Here is a 16567-nt window from a genome sequence, read left to right on the forward strand (position 1 = left end):
GAGTAAGGGGTGATTAGCTGGCTGACGGCGTTAAGCAAAACCAGTGCCCTTTTATCCCCATGTAACTAAAAAACGTTCTGCTGAGCTTCCCGTTAGACGGGGATATCAGCAGAACGTTTTTAGTTAGTTAGTGCACGTCGTCGCGGAACAGGCCGACGACCTTGCCTAAGATGGTGACTTGATTGAGAATGATGGGGGCCATGGTGTCGTTTTCGGGTTGCAGGCGGAAGTGGTCCGCTTCCTTGAAGAACCGTTTGCAGGTCGCTTCGTTCTCTTCCGTCATGGCGATGACGATATCGCCGTTATCGGCGGACCGTTGCCGGCGCACGATGACCTGGTCACCGTTCAAGATACCGATGTTGATCATACTTTCGCCCCGAATCGTCAGCATGAAGAGGTCGTCTTCGCTGTTCTCGAATTCCGGTGGAACGGGGAAGTAGTCGGTCGCTTCCTGCACGGCCAAAATGGGCTCGCCGGCCGTGACCGTTCCCAATACGGGAATCTGGGTCTGTTGTTCGTGCACGCCCAGTTCCTCCAGGCCAGCCGGCGTCACTTCCAAAGCCCGGGGCTTCGTCGGATCCTTGGTCAGGAGGCCCTTCTTTTCCAAACGGGCAATGTGCCCGTGAACCGTGGACGTGGATGATAGCGCGACCGCCTCACCGATTTCACGAACAGTCGGCGGATATCCTTTTTCGTTAACCCGTTCCCAAATGAAGCGGAGAACGGCAATTTGTTTACTTTCAGAAGCTTTGCTCATCTTATTGCCACCTCGTTCGTCATTCATAGTTTAGTTTAGCCCAATTTTAGCATAGGTAGCGAACGTTTTCAAACAGATGTTCGGTTAAATGAGTTGAATTCTGAAATTATCCCTGATATGATAGGGGATGTTTTGAAAGGCTTCATCATTCACTGAATAAATAAACGATAAAGGAGCGTGGTTGTTTCATGGCAGAAACCACGATGGACACGTTATTAGTCCGCATCAATGAACTTGCCCACAAGGCCAAAGGCACCGGGCTCACCGCTGAAGAGACGGCAGAGCGGGCCGACTTACGGAAGCAGTACCTGAAGCTGTTCCGGGAAAGCTTCCGGAGCCAGGTCGAAATGATGCAGGTTTACGACAAGAACGGGAAAGAAGTCACACCGGAAAAAGTGCGTCAGGTCCAACGCGACAAGGGCTTACGAAACGATTAATCCGCGAGAGTGGGTCTTTTTGAGGATTCACTCTTTTATTTTGGCTTAAATTTGTGTAAAATTGTGTAATGAATGCTGTTATAAGGGAGGGAATCGTCTTGCCAATTTGGGGCTGGATCTTAATTATCATCGTCGTTGGAATCGCCTGTGCGTTGGGTGGGTTTTACGGCGCGCGGAAATACATGGAAAACTACCTGAAAGACAATCCACCTATTAATGAAGACCAATTGCGGGCAATGATGCTGCAGATGGGACAAAAGCCATCACAACGGAAGCTTCACCAAATGATGAACGCGATGCAACAACAATCGCGTAAGTCTAAATAAGCCTTCATGCTTAAAAAGACTCGTCACGCCGATTCAGGGGTGATGAGTCTTTTTGATTTGTTTTTGGCAATAAGTGCGCTAGACTAATAGAAGTCTGCTATAATTGTTTTCTAATCTAATTTTAATGTCAGGAGGGATCGCGTTGAGTATCTTTAAAAAACTGGCCTGGTATTTTCGGCTGGAATGGCGGCGCTACTTGGTCGGGGTTATCGGCTTACTACTGACCGCCATAATCGCGATCATTCCACCACGGATCATTGGGAACATGGTGGATAGTATTCACGGGCAAACGATGACCCGGTCGTTGCTGGTCTGGGACCTGATCCTGGTCGCCGGCGCGGCGATTGCCCAGTACGCCACCCGCTACGTGTGGCGTAACGCCATTTGGGGCGGGGCGGCCCGACTCGAACAACTGTTGCGGGATCGGCTCTTTCGGCACTTCATGCGCATGGACCGGACCTTCTACCAGCGGTATCGAACGGGGGATTTGATGGCCCACGCCACCAATGACCTGGAAGCCGTGCAACGGGTCGCCGGCGGGGGCATCTTGCAGTTTGCCGACGCCATCATCACCGGGGGGACCACCCTGATCGCCATGATGGCGCTGATCAACTGGCGGCTGACCCTGTTGGCCATCATTCCCTTTCCGTTTCTGGCGGGGGTCTCATGGTATCTGGGACAGAAGATCCACCGGGCGTTTGCGAAGTCGCAAGCGGCCTTTTCGCGCCTCAACAATAAGGCGCAGGAAAGCATCAGCGGCATCAAGGTCATCAAGGCCCTGGGGCAGGACCAAGAGGACGTGGCCGACTACGATCACCAGGTCGCGCAGACCATCGATATCAACCGGCACGTCAATCGCCTGGATTCCCTGTTCGACCCGGGAATCACACTGATCATCTCCATCTCCTACGTGGCGACCATCGTCTTGGGTGGTCGGTTCGTGTTGGACGGGACCATCACGATCGGGAACCTGGTGTCCTTCATTAGCTACCTGGCGATGATGATCTGGCCGATGTTCGCCGTAGGGATGCTCTTCAATACCATGGAACGGGGCAATGCCAGCTATGACCGGGTCATGGAGCTCTTGAACCAGCAGAGCCGTATCCACGATAACCCCCAGGGCCTCGCGATTCGGCCCCAGGGTGCCCTGAGCTATCACGTGGCGCACTTCGATTATCCCAACGATGAACAGGTGGCCTTGGACCACATCGACTTCGAACTGCCAGCCGGGCACACGCTGGGCATCGTGGGCCGGGTCGGTGCCGGAAAATCGACCATCATGAAGCTGATCTTACGGGAGTTCGATGACTATACCGGGGAGATTGCCTTCGGGGGTCACCCCATCAAGGATTACCAGTTGGACAGCTACCTGCCGGCCATCGGGTACGTGCCGCAGGAGAGCTTCCTCTTCTCGGACAGCGTCTTTGAGAACATTCGCTTCGCCAAGGCGGATGCCACCGAAGCGGAGGTCCAGGCCGCGGCCCAAAAGAGTGACTTGGCCCACCAGATTGACCTGTTGCCGGCCGGGTATGCCACGCAGGTCGGTGAAGACGGCATCTCGCTGTCCGGTGGCCAACGGCAACGGCTGGCCATCGCGCGGGCGCTGCTGATCAATCCCGAATTATTGATTCTGGACGACGCGTTGTCCGCGGTCGATGCGGAGACCGAAGCCCAGATCTTAACGACGTTGCACCAGGAACGGGCGAATAAGACCACGATCATCGCGGCCCACCGGCTGAGTTCGGTGATGAACGCCGATGAGATCATCGTGCTGGATCACGGCCACATCGTCGAGCGGGGCGATCACGCGAGCCTGATGGCCGCCCACGGCTGGTACCAACAGATGTTTACGGAACAACAACTAGAAACTCGGGTGAAAGGAGGGGGTCGCAATGGCCGCTAAAGCCCATGAATCCGCGTGGGCCCACAGTATGTCCACCAAGGAACAACTGACCGTGATCGGTCGTCTGTTCCGATTTGCTGCACCCTATAAGTGGTTCTTTATCGGATCAGTTTTGCTATCGGCACTGATTAGTGGGGTCAACGTTTTTCTGCCCTGGGTCCTGCAAGTGTATATGGACCGTTACCTGCGTCACGGGTCGGCGACGATGGCTATCATGTGGCTCTTTGCCGGCCTCTATCTGTTCGGCATGGTCGTCAAGGCCGTGACCCAGTTCTGGCAGAACTACACCAGTACTATGGGGGCCGAATACATGTTGGAAAGCGTGCGGCGGAAGATGTTTGCCGACCTGCACGGGAAGGGCATGCGCTACTTCGACCAGACGCCGGGCGGGTCGATCCTCTCGCGGCTGATGAACGATACCATGACCTTTTCGAACTTCTGGGCGTTGCTGAACACCCTGATCTTAGCGCTGTTTGCCGTGATCTCGTCCTTTATCGCCATGGCGATGACGGACTGGACGGTGGCCCTGGCGACGCTGATCCTGGTCCCCTTCCTGATCTTTGTGATTTGGTACTACCAGAACTTCAGCTCCCGGGTTTACCGCCGGATGCGGGAACGGCTGAGTGAGCTGAACACGAAGCTCAGCGAGGCCATCACGGGAATCACTGTGATCCAGGAGTTCCGCCAAGAGCACCGAATGGCGGATAACTTCAAGCACACCAACCGTGCGTATTACGACACGCGCCGGGCGATGATCCGGACGAACTCCCTGCTGCTCAGTCCCATGATCAACCTCTTCTACGCCTTAGGGACCGTCATCATCTTGGGTCTCTTCGGGATGCGGGGGATGCACCAGGTCGTGGCCGCCGGGGTGATTTACGCCTTCATTACCTACATCAGTAACTTCTACAGTCCGATGAGTCAGATGATGGACAGCCTGAGTGACTTTCAAAATGGGATGGTGGCTGGTTCGCGGGTCCTGAAGATCCTGGACGACCGGACCCTGGCGCCCCAACAACACCCCGTGGCGGATGCACGGATCACCCGGGGCAAGGTCGAATTTCGTCACGTGACCTTCGCCTATGACGAGGAGCATCCGGTCTTACGCGACGTTTCCTTCGTGGCGGAACCCGGACAAACGGTCGCCCTAGTGGGAGAGACCGGTTCCGGGAAGACGTCGACCATCAACGTGTTGATGCGGTTCTACGAATTTCAAAGTGGTCAGGTCCTGATCGACGACCGCGACATTCGCGAGTATCCGGCGGCGGAATTGCGGGCCAAACTGGGCCTGGTCCTGCAGGAACCCCAGCTCTTCTACGGGGACATCCAAAGCAATATTCGGATGTTTAACCCGAACATCTCGGACGAGCAGGTCCGGCAGGCGGCCCACTTCGTGCAGGCGGACGACTTTATCGACCGCTTGCCCCAGCAGTACGCGACGCCGGTCCTGGAACGAGGGACCGAGTACTCGGCGGGACAACGCCAGCTGATCACCTTCGCGCGAACGGTGGTGACCGACCCGAAGATCCTGATCCTGGATGAGGCCACGGCTAACGTCGATACGGAAACCGAGACCATGATTCAGACGGGCCTGAGTCGGCTGCAGGAAAACCGGACCACGGTCGCCATTGCGCACCGGTTGTCGACTATTCAAAACGCCGACCTGATTCTGGTGCTGCACCAAGGCCGCATCGTGGAACGGGGGACCAACGACGAGTTGATGCAAAAACGAGGGTACTATTACGATATGATCCAATTACAAAACGCCGCCCACCAGGACGACTAAAAAAAGGAGCTGCCTGGCAAGTTTGTCGGGCAGCTCCCTTTTTATGGGGGAAGGGGGAGCGTTGGTCAAAGCATAAAGGCAAATTGGTCGGTCGCCGTCCACCCAAACTGATCATCACAGCGGTACCCCCGCAACCACAGTTGGCCGTCCAGCCGGCGGAGATAAAAGCCCTTAGGATGGTGCGGGTCAGTCTCCCAGACGGGGGAAGCCACGGTCACGGCTCCCTGAGGGGCCCGGTGCCGGTGCATGGCGGCGTCCGTGCTCGCGTCCTGGGTGCGCCAGTGCAGGCGTAACGCGACCGCTACGGGTAAGGGACAGAGGTGCAGTCCCAGCGCCTGCGCGCGGGTGAAGATGACGGGCAGGGTGGCCCCGGTGGTCAGTCCCAGGTCGGCGACGGTGACGATTAGCAGGCGCACGCGGGTGGTTCCCGTTGTGGGCGTGAAACGGGGGTCGGTCAATAGCGCCTCCGCGTGCGCGTTCAGGCGAATCTGGGCGGCTTGGAGGCGTTCGCGCCAAACCGAGGCCGGGGCGTGATGCACGGTCAACGGCTGAACGGAACCGTTTTTCAGCAGTGGCTCCATGGTCAGGACTTCCTTTCAAGTAATGACAAAATCCCATCAACCAGCGCTGATGGGATCGGGTAACGTCTTATTTAGCTGATTTTTCGTGTTTCGCCGAGACGTCGACGTAGTGGAAGGTCGGGTCAATCTCTTGGTCGAGTTGGTCGAAGGCCGCTTGCATCTGCGCCTCTACCTGGGCTTGACCGGCCTCGTCGAGCTTGAGCTTGCGGTCGATCGTAATCGGTTGACCGTAAGCCACGGTGATCGGTTGCCGGCTAAAGAGCCGTTTGAACGTCAAGGGGCCTTGGTAGACCGTGGGAATCAACGGCACCTTGGCCATCTTGGCGATGACGGCCGCGCCGCCCTTTAGTTCGGACGAGTGCCGACTGCCGGACGGGAAGATGATCAGGGACAGGTCTCCCTGGCGCAGGATGCGCACGGGGGTCTTGATGACCGAGGGCCCCGGATGATCACGATTTACCGGAAAAGCATTGGCATGAACCAAAATCCATCGTAAAATTGGGTTTTGAAAGAGTTCTTCCTTCGCCATGAAGCTAAACTTACGGGGACTAGCGCCCAAGGCGAAGTAGACCGGATCGAACCAGGTCCGGTGGGGGCCCACTAGGATGTAGGGACCATCGGGTAAGTCATCACGGTGCAGGTACGTTGCCCGACCGTTGATAATGAACACGAGGATGCGAATCAACCCTCGTAAGAACGAATAGAACATGTGACGCACTCCTCTCACAACGGTGCTTTATCTTTCTAGTATGCAAAAAAAGTGGGGGAGTTGCAAGTTATCTCACCAGAGAATCACGGAAAGGGGTCGCTCATGACCAAACCAACGTTGCGGTCCGGCGAACGGATCGACCAACTCTATAGTCAAGATATTCAAATCATTCAAAGTCCGGAGGTGTTCGCCTTCTCCCTGGACGCCGTCTTACTGGCGGCCTTCGCGAAGCTGCCGGCTCGGGCCAACAGCCAAACGGTTGACCTGTGTGCCGGTAACGGCGCGGTCGGCCTGTTCATGAGTCACCAGACCCGCGGACAGATCGCCGAGGTCGAACTGCAACCCCGCTTGGCGGACATGGCCCGGCGAAGCGTGGTGCTCAACCACCTCGAGGACCAGATGACGGTGTATGAGGGGGACCTGGCGGACGTGACGCAGTGGATCCCCAAGGATAGCGTGGACGTGGTCACCTGTAACCCGCCGTACTTTGCCGATTTACCGGATAGTCAGAAGAATCCGAACCAGTATCTCGCGATTGCCCGGCATGAGATCACGACGGATCTGGCGACCGTCGTGGCGACGACCAGCGGCTTGCTCAAGATGAACGGCAAGGCCTACTTCGTCCACCGGCCGGACCGCTTGTTGCAGTTATTGACCTTGATGGCGCAGCATCGCTTGGCCCCAAAGCGCATCCGGCTGGTTTACCCGAAGCCGAGGAAGGAGGCCAACATGGTCCTGGTCGAGGCCATTAAGGATGGCAAACCCGGGGGCCTCCGCTTTTTGGCCCCGCTGACCGTGTATGACGACCAGGGGCAGTACCAGCCGGAAGTGGGGCGGTTGCTCTATGGCTGATTCACAAAGTTACTACTTTTACGTGCTGCTCTGTGCGGATCATTCCCTCTATGGGGGCTTCACGACCGACGTTGCCAAGCGCTTTGCCACCCATTTAGCCGGAAAAGGGGCCAAGTACACCCGCACCCATCATCCCATCAAGGTCCTGTACAGCGAGGCCTTTGCGACCAAGCACGACGCGTTGCACGCCGAGTGGGCGTTCAAGCACCAGACCCGGCGCAAAAAGGTCCAATTTCTAAAAAATCACGGAATTGATTTAAAGATTTAACTCCTTGACTAATCAAACGACAGATTTTGTGTTAAAATATACAAGTGCATCAGGATTTACAGAAAGTAGAATTTTAAGGAGGAACTTTACTGTGAAGATTATTGCTTATGGAATTCGCGACGACGAACAACCTTACTTGGAACAATGGTCCAAGGATCAAGGTATCGAAGTTAAGGCTGTTAAGGAACTGCTCGACGAGAGCACGGTTGATTTGGCTAAGGGTTACGACGGTGCCGTTGTATACCAACAAAAGCCTTACACCGCTGCCGTATTAGACAAGTTAGCCGCTAATGGTGTGACGAACCTGTCCTTACGGAACGTTGGGGTCGACAACGTTGACGCTGACGCCGTTAAGCGTAACGGTTTCAAGGTTACGAACGTTCCAGCTTACTCTCCAGAAGCCATCGCTGAATTCACTGTCACTGAATTAATGCGGTTACTCCGCCGGACGCCTACGTTCGACCGGAAGCAAGCTAACGGTGACCTTCGGTGGGCTCCAGATATCGCCGACGAATTAAACTCCATGACGGTTGGTGTTGTGGCTACTGGTCGGATCGGCCGGGCCGCAATGAAGATCTACCAAGGCTTCGGTGCCAAGGTCATCGCTTACGATGTCTTCCACAACCCAGAATTGGAAAAGCAAGGCATCTACGTTGACACCATGGACGAATTATACGCCCAAGCTGATGTCATCTCCTTGCACGCCCCTGCAACCAAGGACAACGAAAAGATGATCAACGACGACGCCTTCAGCAAGATGAAGGACGGCGTTTGGTTGTTGAACCCAGCCCGTGGTGCCCTCGTGGACACGGATGCTTTGATCCGCGCCCTCGACAGCGGCAAGGTTGCCGGTGCCGCATTGGACGTTTACGAAGACGAAGTTGGTATCTTCAACACCGACTTTGGCAGCTTCGATGCTATTCCAGACGAACGGCTCAAGAACTTGATGAAGCGTGAAAACGTGCTGGTTAGCCCACACATCGCCTTCTACACCAAGACGGCCGTTAAGAACATGGTTCAATTTGCTTTGAACAACAACAAGCAATTAATCGAATCTGGTAAGGCGGACAACGTCGTTAAGTTCTAACGAATCACTTACCTAAAAAGCCCAAGGCCGCGTGCCTTGGGCTTTTTTCTATGAAAAAAAGGTGTGACGACACAGCCTTCGCTGCGGGTCACACCTTTTAAAATGACGCCTTGGTCAGGGTCGTGAGGGCCAGTAACAGGTCCTGCAACTCGGCGGGGTTCTCGACGGTCTGGTCGGGAATCCAGTCGCCATCCGGAATCTCTAAGTTTCGGTGGTTGAACCAGAATGCCTGCCAGCCAGCTTGCTTAGCGGCCTTGACGTCCATACTGTAGCAATCACCGATGTAGACGCTCTCGCTCGCGCGGAGGTTCAGGCGACGGTTCATGGTGGTGAAGATCTGTGGATCGGGCTTGGCCAACCCGGCCTCTTCCGAGGTGAGGATGGCGTCCCGGTCGATCCATTGGTGCATCTTGAGCCGCATGACCTTGGCCAACTGATGGTCCGTGTGGCCGTTGGTAATGATGCCCAGTTGATAACGTTCCTTAAGTCGATCGAGGGCCGCTGCTAAGCCGGGAAAGAGCTTGATATGCTGGAGCTCTCGGACGTAGGCCTCCTGAAAGGCGAGGGCGGCCTCCGGCGTTACCGGGGGCAGGTCCTGGGCATGCAGGGCGGCGTTGAGCCGACGGACCGCCATTTCGGTGGTCGACCAGCTGCCGCTGGCGACCCGGGCATAGGCCTGGGCACTTTGCCGGCGGTAGGCTTGAAACGTCGGGGTCAGATCAAAACTGGATGGAAGCTGAACGATCGGCGCGAGGGCGGCCACAAAGGGCGCCTTTTGGTCATAGAGCGTGTCATCAACATCGAAGACGACCGCTTTTATCATGTGCGTTTCCTCCTGTCTAAGTCCTAAGCAGTTTATCACAACTCCGGCAGTTTGCCAATTTTTCTTAAATTTTTAACGAGTTAGTCTTGTGTTTACTTAGTGAGTTTTGTATAATAACTGTCGGTGCGTATGCGCCAATTCACACCTGACGTGATGACCGCAGGAGTGCTCGAAAGAGTTCTGCGGGCGTGTGAGCGTCGGGGAGGAAATCAAAAACTATTTGGAGGCATTTTAACATGGCTGTTATTTCAATGAAACAACTGCTTGAAGCCGGTGTCCACTTTGGTCACCAGACGCGTCGTTGGAACCCAAAGATGAAGCAATACATCTTTACGGAACGGAACGGCATCTACATCATCGACTTACAAAAGACGGTGAAGTTGATCGACGCTGCTTACAACTACATGAAGGACGAAGCATCTAAGGGTGCCGTTGTTCTCTTTGTTGGGACTAAGAAGCAAGCCCAAGATTCAATCGAAGAAGAAACTACGCGGGCCGGTCAATACTACGTTAACCACCGTTGGTTAGGTGGGACGTTGACCAACTGGACCACGATCCAAACGCGGATCAAGCGTCTGAAGTCTTTGAAGAAGATGGCAACCGATGGGACGTTTGACATCTTACCTAAGAAGGAAGTTTCCTTGTTGAAGAAGCAAACCGACAAGTTGGAACGGTTCTTAGGCGGGATCGAAGACATGCCTAAGTTACCAGATGTGATGTTCATCGTTGACCCACGTAAGGAACAAATCGCGGTTCATGAAGCACAAAAGTTGAACATCCCGATCGTTGCCATGGTTGATACCAACACCGACCCTGACGACATCGACGTGGTGATTCCTTCTAACGATGACGCTATCCGTGCCGTTCGTCTGATCACTTCTAAGATGGCTGATGCCATTGTGGAAGGTCGTCAAGGTGAAGACCAAGTCGACGAAAAGACTTTCGAAGGCAAGAAGGATGACGCTGCCAAGGACGGTCAGGCTAAGTCTGACAACTCCATGGAAGACATCGTGAACGCTGTTGAAGGCGACAACAAGTAATTAAATGCGGGGTACCGTTCGCGGTACTTTCCAAATATATGCTTTAAAGCACCTTAGGCTGGCTTAATTAGGACCGTACATGGCCTGAGATTAGGCCAGCCTTTTTTAGGTGACTGAAACAGATACTTTTAAAGGAGGCCATTACACATGGCAAGCAAGATTACTGCGGCACAAGTTAAGGAATTACGTGACAAGACGCAAGTCGGCATGATGGACGCAAAGAAGGCCCTGGTCGCTTCCGAAGGTGACATGGACAAGGCCATCGATTTCCTGCGTGAAAAGGGAATTGCGAAGGCGAAGAAGAAGAGCGGCAACGTGGCTGCTAACGGGTTAGCCAAGGTCGTTGTGAACGGCAACGATGCGGCGATCATCGAAGTGAACTCCGAAACCGACTTCGTGGCAACGAACGACACGTTCAACGGTTTGGTTGATTCGATCGGTGAAACGATTGCCAAGCAAGAACCTGCTGACTTAGACGCTGCCTTGGCCTTGAAGACGGCGGATGGCGAAACCATTCAAGAAGCCATCGTTAAGACCACGCAAGTTACCAGCGAAAACGTTCAATTACGGCGGTTCGCTGTGGTCAAGAAGACCGACAGCCAAGTCTTTGGTGCTTACTTACACCAAGGCGGCCAAATCGCTGCTGTTGTGGTCTTAGACGGTGCTGACGAAGCAACGGCTAAGGACGTGGCAATGCACGTTGCCGCCATCAACCCAGAATTCGTCTCCAAGGACGACATTCCAGCCGACCGGTTGGCCCACGAACGCGAAGTGCTGAAGCAAGAAGCCCTGAACGAAGGCAAGCCTGAAAAGATCGTTGAAAAGATGGTCGAAGGCCGTTTGCACAAGTTCTTGTCCGAAATCAGCTTAGCTGACCAACCTTTCGTCAAGGATGGCGACCAAACGGTTAGTCAATTCGTTGCTAGCAAGGGTGGCAAGTTGGTCAACTTTGTCCGTTACGAAGTTGGTGAAGGTATCGAAAAGCCTAAGACTGACTTAGCTAAGGAAGTTCAAGACCAAATCAACGGTTAATGAACCGACAAAAGCGTAGGCTGCGGTGGCAGACTACGCTTTTCTTATGAGCAAATTTCTAACGAAATCGTGATTTCATCACCCCTGACTATCACTAACCCTGGGAATATGATAGAATTGTTCTCAGAATATAATAGGAGGAAACAGCATGGCGGACGTAAAGTATCAACGGATTATGCTCAAGCTCAGTGGCGAGGCTTTGGCCGGAGACAAGGGATTTGGGATCAATCCACCCGTAATTAAAACGGTAGCAGAGGAAATTCGGGATGTCTATAACCTGGGCATTCAGATTGCCATCGTCGTTGGCGGTGGGAACATGTGGCGCGGTGTCGCCGGTTCTCAGATGGGCATGGAACGCGCCCAAGCCGACTATATCGGCATGCTGGCCACCATTATGAACGCCCTGGCATTGCAGGATAACCTGGAATCCATCGGGGTGCCGACGCGGGTTCAAACGTCGATCGAGATGCGACAGATCGCCGAGCCGTACATTCGGCGCAAGGCCATTCGGCACTTAGAGAAGCGCCGCGTGGTCATCTTCGCTGGGGGCACGGGAAGTCCGTACTTCTCCACGGATACGACGGCCGCATTGCGGGCAGCCGAAATCAACGCCGATGCCATCTTGATGGCGAAGAATGGCGTCGATGGTATCTACTCGGCCGATCCGAACAAGGATCCCAAGGCCGTGAAGTTTGATAAGTTAACGCAACTGGACATCATCAACAAGGGCTTACACGTGATGGACACCACGGCCAGCTCGTTCTCGATGGACAACGACATTCCCGTCGTGGTCTTTAACCTGAACAAGCCGGGGAACATCCGGAAGGTCGTTGAAGGTGCCAATATTGGTACGACAGTCTATAGTAAGGGGTAATAAGGATGGCAGATCAGATTATTTCAACCGCATCAACTAAAATGCAAAAGGCCGAAGACGCGCTCAAACGTGAATTAGGAACGATTCGGGCCGGCCGGGCCAACGCCAGCATCTTAAACCGGGTGATGGTGGAATACTACGGGACGCAGACGCCCCTGAATCAGGTGGCCTCGATCACGATTCCCGAACCGCGGGTCTTGATGATCACCCCGTTTGACAAGTCCGCTCTGGACGACATCGAACGCGGAATCCTGGAATCCGACGTGGGCATCACCCCGTCCAACGATGGATCCGCGATTCGGCTGGTGATTCCACAACTGACCGAGGAACGGCGGAAGGAAATCGCCAAGCAGGTCAAGGCCACGGCCGAGACGGGCAAGGTCGCTGTGCGGAACGTTCGGCGTGAAGCCATGGACAGCCTGAAGAAGGGCCACAAGAACGGCGACTACACCGACGATGAACTTCACAACTTGGAAGACCAAGTTCAGAAGGCGACCGACAAGGCCATCAAGGGTGTCGACGCGATTGCTGCTGAGAAGGAAAAGGAAGTTATGACCGACTAAGGTCGTTTACGAAGGAGAGTGCTGGATTATGGCAGAAGATAACCAACAAGAACCAGAAAACATTGAAATCACCCCCGGTTCCGAGGAATTTGGGAAGATGGTCTTTCGTTTAAACAACCCGGTCAATGCCGAAAACGTCTCGGTGTTGAACTACAACGGGGCCGAATTGGAACAGATCCAAGACGGCGTCTACGCCCAACCGGCGTTCGTCAGTGACAAGTTCAACCTGTTTTTCGTGGTCACGCAATTGATTGGCGATGACTGGATCGTGGCGTTCTCCAAGGCCACCATCGAAAACGGCAATGAAATCACCGACTTATCCGATCCGCTACCAACGGGAGAAGGGTTAAATCTGTTGGGGCAAGTGAGCGCCGACGATGCAAACAACCTGTTGAGCTATTTTGGCACGTTAGTGGACGCGAAACGCGGTGAATGGCGGTTAATCGAGTAATCGCTCAAAGCTAAAGATTTCGCACAATTTTGGGGCTAGGATAGTATCCTAGCCCTTTTTTTGTTAAGATGAGAGGTTGTAAAGAGCAATGGAGGTGCGCTGTGTTCTCATTTTTAAGTAAAGATCAAACAACTGGTGAAGTGGCCGAACGGCAACTCGACGAAGCCAACATTCCTGCTCACGTCGCAATTATCATGGATGGTAACGGGCGTTGGGCCCAGCAACGCCATTTACCCCGGATTGCGGGGCATAAGCAGGGCATGAACACCGTGAAGACGGTGGCCAAGGCCGCCAGTCATCTGGGCGTCAAAGTGTTGACGCTCTACGCGTTCTCAACGGAAAATTGGAAGCGGCCCACAACGGAGGTCAACTACTTGATGAAGTTGCCGGTGGACTTCTTCGGAACGTTTGTGCCGGATCTGATCAAGAACAACATTCGGGTGAAGGTCATGGGCTACACGGAAGACCTGCCGGACGCGACGCAAAAGGCCGTGCGGGACGCCATCGCCGCGACCAAGGATTGTACCGGCATGGTGCTGAACTTTGCACTGAACTACGGGGGCCGCGCGGAAATCGTGACTGCCGTGCAACGGTTAGCCCAACAGGTCCAAGCGGGCACCTTAGACCCCACGGCCATCGACGAGGCGCTCCTGAGCCAGAACCTGATGACGGGGGACCTGGGGGACCTCCAGGACCCGGACCTCTTGATTCGGACCAGCGGCGAGGAACGCTTGTCCAACTTCATGTTGTGGCAGGTGGCCTACAGTGAATTTGTCTTCATGGCCCAACATTGGCCGGACTTCGATCAGACCACGTTGGAAGAGGCCATTTATCAGTATCAACAACGGCATCGTCGCTTTGGCGGGTTGACGACGGCCTAAAATCTATGGATGATGAGGAGCATGTAAGATGAAACAACGGGTTATCACGGCGATCGTGGCGTTACTTATTTTCATTCCAATTATTATCGCCGGTGGCATTTGGGTCGACATTGCGGCATTTGTCTTAGGACTAGTGGCCCTGTCGGAAGTGCTGATTATGCGTAAAAAATTATTGGTCAGTCCGGAAGCGATTATCTCGGGGCTAGGGATCCTGGTGGTGATTGCCCCGACGGGATGGTTGTCGGCACTCCCGAAGTACCTGAATTCCTGGTACATCGTGTACTTGTTCGTGCTGTTGTTATTGGTGCGGACGGTCTTCTCCCGGAACCGGTTCTCCTTTGACGACGCCGGGGTCATTACCCTGAGCATGTTGTATATCGGGATCGGGTTCCACTTCTTCGTGGCGGCCCGGGCCGTGAGCTTAGTGGCGCTGCTGTACGCACTGTTTATCGTTTGGTTGACGGATTCGGGGGCCTACATGATCGGCCGGAAACTAGGCCGGCACAAGTTGGCGCCCCACATTAGCCCGAACAAGACCTGGGAAGGGTCCGTGGGGGGCACGGTGGTCGCGACCATCGTCGTCTCCATCTTCTGGTACTTCTTCCCCTTTGGCGGGCACAGCTTAACGACCATGGTGATCTTGACGTTGATCTTCTCCATCGTGGGTCAACTGGGGGACTTGGTCGAATCGGCGTTGAAACGCTACTACGGCGTCAAGGACTCCGGGAAGATTTTACCGGGCCACGGGGGCATTTTAGACCGGTTTGATAGTTTACTGTTAGTTCTTCCGGTCATTCATCTCTTTGGCCTGATTTAAGCCGACACGTTCGCTTGCGTCGGTGCAGGTGCTAAGGTATGCTAAAGAGCAGCAAGAACGACTACGGATTGAAGAAGGGACGACATCTGTGATTAAAACGATTATTACCTTTATCATCGTCTTCGGGATCCTCGTGATCGTGCACGAATTCGGGCACTTTTACTTTGCCAAGCGCGGCGGCATCCTGGTACGTGAATTTTCGATTGGGATGGGCCCTAAGCTGGTCTATCACCGCGGAAAGGACGGCACGACGTACACCCTGAGACTGTTACCGGTGGGGGGCTACGTGCGCATGGCCGGCGCTGAGGACGACGAAGAGGAGCTGAAGCCGGGGACCCCGGTGAGCTTGTATCTCGGCAAGAACGAGACGGTCGAACGGATCAATACCAGCAAAAAATCGACGTTATTTAACGGAATTCCCTTAGAGGTCACGGCCACTGATTTGGAGAACGAGCTGTGGATCGAAGGGTATGAGAATGGTGACGAGTCGGCGGTCAAGCGCTTTGCGGTCGATCACGACGCCACCATCATCGAAAGTGACGGGACCGAACTGCGCATCGCGCCGAAGGACGTTCAATTTCCGTCGGCCACGTTGGGCCGGCGCTTAATGACCAACTTTGCGGGGCCGATGAACAACATTCTGTTGGCCATCGTGACCTTCATGCTGATGGCGGTCGTTCAGGGCGGTGTCGCGATGGGGACCAACCAGATTCAGGTTGCATCAGCGCCGGTCTCGGTCGCCAAGCAGGCGGGGATTCGCAATAACGATAAGATCATTGCCGTGAACGGCAAGGCGACCAAGGATTGGACGGCGCTGAGTCAGGCCATTCAGCCGCGGGCGAACCAAGCCACCCGGGTCACCATTCAACGGGGCAAAACGACCAAGCGGGTGACCTTAACGCCGAAGGGCGAAAAGTCGAACGGCAAGACGGTCGGCATGATTGGGATTACCCAGGCGCAGGATAAGCGGGTCGGGACGATTCTCTTGTCCGGCTTCACGCAGACCTGGACCATGACCAAGGCGTTATTTGGTGCGCTGTGGCACATGGTTTCCGGGCATTTTAGCCTGAATGACCTGGGGGGACCCGTGGCCATCTTTGCGACGACTTCGCAAGCCACGAAATTTGGGTTGGTCGGGGTCCTGAACTTCCTGGCCTTCCTGTCATTGAACCTAGCAATTGTTAATTTACTGCCAATTCCGGCTTTGGATGGTGGTAAAATATTATTAAACCTAATTGAAGCCATTCGCCGTAAGCCATTATCGGAAAATGTGGAAGCGGGGATTACCCTGGTCGGGGTGGCCTTTTTGGTCCTCTTGATGCTGTTGGTAACCTGGAATGATATCGAACGTTACTTTATTCGATGATTAGGACGTTACGA

Annotated in this window: 19 protein-coding genes; 15 read left to right on the forward strand and 4 right to left on the reverse strand. The window is 54.5% G+C overall.

All coding sequences use genetic code 11. The features are described 5' to 3' along the window. Positions 1-127 precede the first annotated feature (127 nt). Positions 128-757 carry a transcriptional repressor LexA gene (gene lexA, locus FD37_RS01680; protein ID WP_045807935.1) on the reverse strand — a complete coding sequence of 210 codons (630 nt, stop codon included), beginning with the start codon at positions 755-757 and terminating at the stop codon, positions 128-130. Positions 758-945: 188 nt separating this feature from the next. Between lexA and FD37_RS01685 the strand changes: the two genes are divergently transcribed. From FD37_RS01685 to FD37_RS01700, 4 genes are all read left to right on the forward strand, one after another. Further along, positions 946-1194: a DUF896 domain-containing protein gene (locus FD37_RS01685; RefSeq protein WP_045807934.1), complete on the forward strand. Its 249-nt coding sequence runs from the start codon at positions 946-948 to the stop codon at positions 1192-1194. A 98-nt stretch (positions 1195-1292) separates the two neighbouring features. Continuing rightward, positions 1293-1520, forward strand: coding sequence for a YneF family protein (locus FD37_RS01690; protein WP_186811283.1), 228 nt, complete (start codon positions 1293-1295; stop codon positions 1518-1520). Positions 1521-1662: 142 nt separating this feature from the next. Next, positions 1663-3423, forward strand: coding sequence for an ABC transporter ATP-binding protein (locus FD37_RS01695; RefSeq protein ID WP_056963024.1), 1761 nt, complete (start codon positions 1663-1665; stop codon positions 3421-3423). Beyond that, positions 3413-5209 (forward strand): ABC transporter ATP-binding protein, encoded by a 1797-nt coding sequence (locus FD37_RS01700; RefSeq protein ID WP_056963026.1) that lies wholly within the window; start codon positions 3413-3415, stop codon positions 5207-5209. Before FD37_RS01695 ends, FD37_RS01700 begins: the two co-directional genes overlap by 11 nt. Positions 5210-5274: 65 nt before the next feature. Here the strand turns inward: FD37_RS01700 and FD37_RS13095 are convergent, their stop codons facing one another. Continuing rightward, positions 5275-5790, reverse strand: coding sequence for a hypothetical protein (locus FD37_RS13095; protein ID WP_225436288.1), 516 nt, complete (start codon positions 5788-5790; stop codon positions 5275-5277). Positions 5791-5857: 67 nt separating this feature from the next. Beyond that, positions 5858-6499, reverse strand: a complete 642-nt coding sequence (locus tag FD37_RS01710; protein ID WP_045807930.1) for a lysophospholipid acyltransferase family protein — start codon at positions 6497-6499, stop codon at positions 5858-5860. 102 nt (positions 6500-6601) lie between these two features. On the opposite strand from FD37_RS01710, the gene FD37_RS01715 reads away from it, so the two are divergent. From FD37_RS01715 to FD37_RS01725, 3 genes are all read left to right on the forward strand, one after another. Continuing rightward, positions 6602-7351 carry a tRNA1(Val) (adenine(37)-N6)-methyltransferase gene (locus tag FD37_RS01715; RefSeq protein WP_056963028.1) on the forward strand — a complete coding sequence of 250 codons (750 nt, stop codon included), beginning with the start codon at positions 6602-6604 and terminating at the stop codon, positions 7349-7351. Then, on the forward strand, positions 7344-7619 hold the full coding sequence (locus FD37_RS01720) for a GIY-YIG nuclease family protein (protein ID WP_045807928.1): 276 nt from the start codon (positions 7344-7346) through the stop codon (positions 7617-7619). Before FD37_RS01715 ends, FD37_RS01720 begins: the two co-directional genes overlap by 8 nt. Positions 7620-7710: 91 nt before the next feature. Further along, a complete protein-coding gene (locus tag FD37_RS01725) occupies positions 7711-8706 on the forward strand; it encodes a D-2-hydroxyacid dehydrogenase (RefSeq protein WP_045807927.1) in 996 nt (331 codons plus the stop codon). Positions 8707-8803: 97 nt separating this feature from the next. Here the strand turns inward: FD37_RS01725 and FD37_RS01730 are convergent, their stop codons facing one another. Continuing rightward, the gene (locus FD37_RS01730; protein ID WP_056963030.1) at positions 8804-9529 is read right to left on the reverse strand and encodes an HAD family hydrolase; all 726 of its coding nucleotides are present in this window, start codon (positions 9527-9529) and stop codon (positions 8804-8806) included. 236 nt (positions 9530-9765) lie between these two features. Between FD37_RS01730 and rpsB the strand changes: the two genes are divergently transcribed. The 8 genes from rpsB (at position 9766) to rseP (ending at position 16553) form a co-directional block, all read left to right on the forward strand. Continuing rightward, the gene (gene rpsB / locus FD37_RS01735) at positions 9766-10569 is read left to right on the forward strand and encodes a 30S ribosomal protein S2 (protein ID WP_056963032.1); all 804 of its coding nucleotides are present in this window, start codon (positions 9766-9768) and stop codon (positions 10567-10569) included. A gap of 147 nt (positions 10570-10716) precedes the next feature. After that, on the forward strand, positions 10717-11601 hold the full coding sequence (tsf, locus tag FD37_RS01740) for a translation elongation factor Ts (RefSeq protein ID WP_045807924.1): 885 nt from the start codon (positions 10717-10719) through the stop codon (positions 11599-11601). 148 nt (positions 11602-11749) lie between these two features. Continuing rightward, positions 11750-12475 (forward strand): UMP kinase, encoded by a 726-nt coding sequence (gene pyrH, locus FD37_RS01745; protein WP_045807923.1) that lies wholly within the window; start codon positions 11750-11752, stop codon positions 12473-12475. A 5-nt stretch (positions 12476-12480) separates the two neighbouring features. Next, a complete protein-coding gene (gene frr, locus FD37_RS01750) occupies positions 12481-13038 on the forward strand; it encodes a ribosome recycling factor (RefSeq protein WP_045807922.1) in 558 nt (185 codons plus the stop codon). A gap of 28 nt (positions 13039-13066) precedes the next feature. After that, positions 13067-13489, forward strand: coding sequence for a hypothetical protein (locus FD37_RS01755; RefSeq protein ID WP_045807921.1), 423 nt, complete (start codon positions 13067-13069; stop codon positions 13487-13489). A gap of 101 nt (positions 13490-13590) precedes the next feature. Then, positions 13591-14370, forward strand: coding sequence for an isoprenyl transferase (locus tag FD37_RS01760; protein ID WP_056963034.1), 780 nt, complete (start codon positions 13591-13593; stop codon positions 14368-14370). A 28-nt stretch (positions 14371-14398) separates the two neighbouring features. Continuing rightward, a complete protein-coding gene (locus FD37_RS01765; RefSeq protein ID WP_056963037.1) occupies positions 14399-15187 on the forward strand; it encodes a phosphatidate cytidylyltransferase in 789 nt (262 codons plus the stop codon). Positions 15188-15275: 88 nt separating this feature from the next. Further along, a complete protein-coding gene (gene rseP, locus FD37_RS01770) occupies positions 15276-16553 on the forward strand; it encodes an RIP metalloprotease RseP (RefSeq protein ID WP_056963038.1) in 1278 nt (425 codons plus the stop codon). Positions 16554-16567: the final 14 nt, after the last annotated feature.

The sequence above is a fragment of the Levilactobacillus spicheri DSM 15429 genome (assembly GCF_001435095.1).
Classification (GTDB): Bacteria; Bacillota; Bacilli; order Lactobacillales; family Lactobacillaceae; genus Levilactobacillus; species Levilactobacillus spicheri.

Coding starts and splice junctions, on each gene's coding strand:
- lexA (WP_045807935.1), bottom strand. CDS start 757: ATGAGCAAAGCTTCTGAAAGTAAACAAATTGCCGTTCTCCGCTTCATT.
- FD37_RS01720 (WP_045807928.1), top strand. CDS start 7,344: ATGGCTGATTCACAAAGTTACTACTTTTACGTGCTGCTCTGTGCGGAT.
- FD37_RS01710 (WP_045807930.1), bottom strand. CDS start 6,499: ATGTTCTATTCGTTCTTACGAGGGTTGATTCGCATCCTCGTGTTCATT.
- tsf (WP_045807924.1), top strand. CDS start 10,717: ATGGCAAGCAAGATTACTGCGGCACAAGTTAAGGAATTACGTGACAAG.
- FD37_RS01730 (WP_056963030.1), bottom strand. CDS start 9,529: ATGATAAAAGCGGTCGTCTTCGATGTTGATGACACGCTCTATGACCAA.
- frr (WP_045807922.1), top strand. CDS start 12,481: ATGGCAGATCAGATTATTTCAACCGCATCAACTAAAATGCAAAAGGCC.
- pyrH (WP_045807923.1), top strand. CDS start 11,750: ATGGCGGACGTAAAGTATCAACGGATTATGCTCAAGCTCAGTGGCGAG.
- FD37_RS01765 (WP_056963037.1), top strand. CDS start 14,399: ATGAAACAACGGGTTATCACGGCGATCGTGGCGTTACTTATTTTCATT.
- FD37_RS01715 (WP_056963028.1), top strand. CDS start 6,602: ATGACCAAACCAACGTTGCGGTCCGGCGAACGGATCGACCAACTCTAT.
- FD37_RS01685 (WP_045807934.1), top strand. CDS start 946: ATGGCAGAAACCACGATGGACACGTTATTAGTCCGCATCAATGAACTT.
- FD37_RS01700 (WP_056963026.1), top strand. CDS start 3,413: ATGGCCGCTAAAGCCCATGAATCCGCGTGGGCCCACAGTATGTCCACC.
- rpsB (WP_056963032.1), top strand. CDS start 9,766: ATGGCTGTTATTTCAATGAAACAACTGCTTGAAGCCGGTGTCCACTTT.
- FD37_RS13095 (WP_225436288.1), bottom strand. CDS start 5,790: ATGGAGCCACTGCTGAAAAACGGTTCCGTTCAGCCGTTGACCGTGCAT.
- FD37_RS01755 (WP_045807921.1), top strand. CDS start 13,067: ATGGCAGAAGATAACCAACAAGAACCAGAAAACATTGAAATCACCCCC.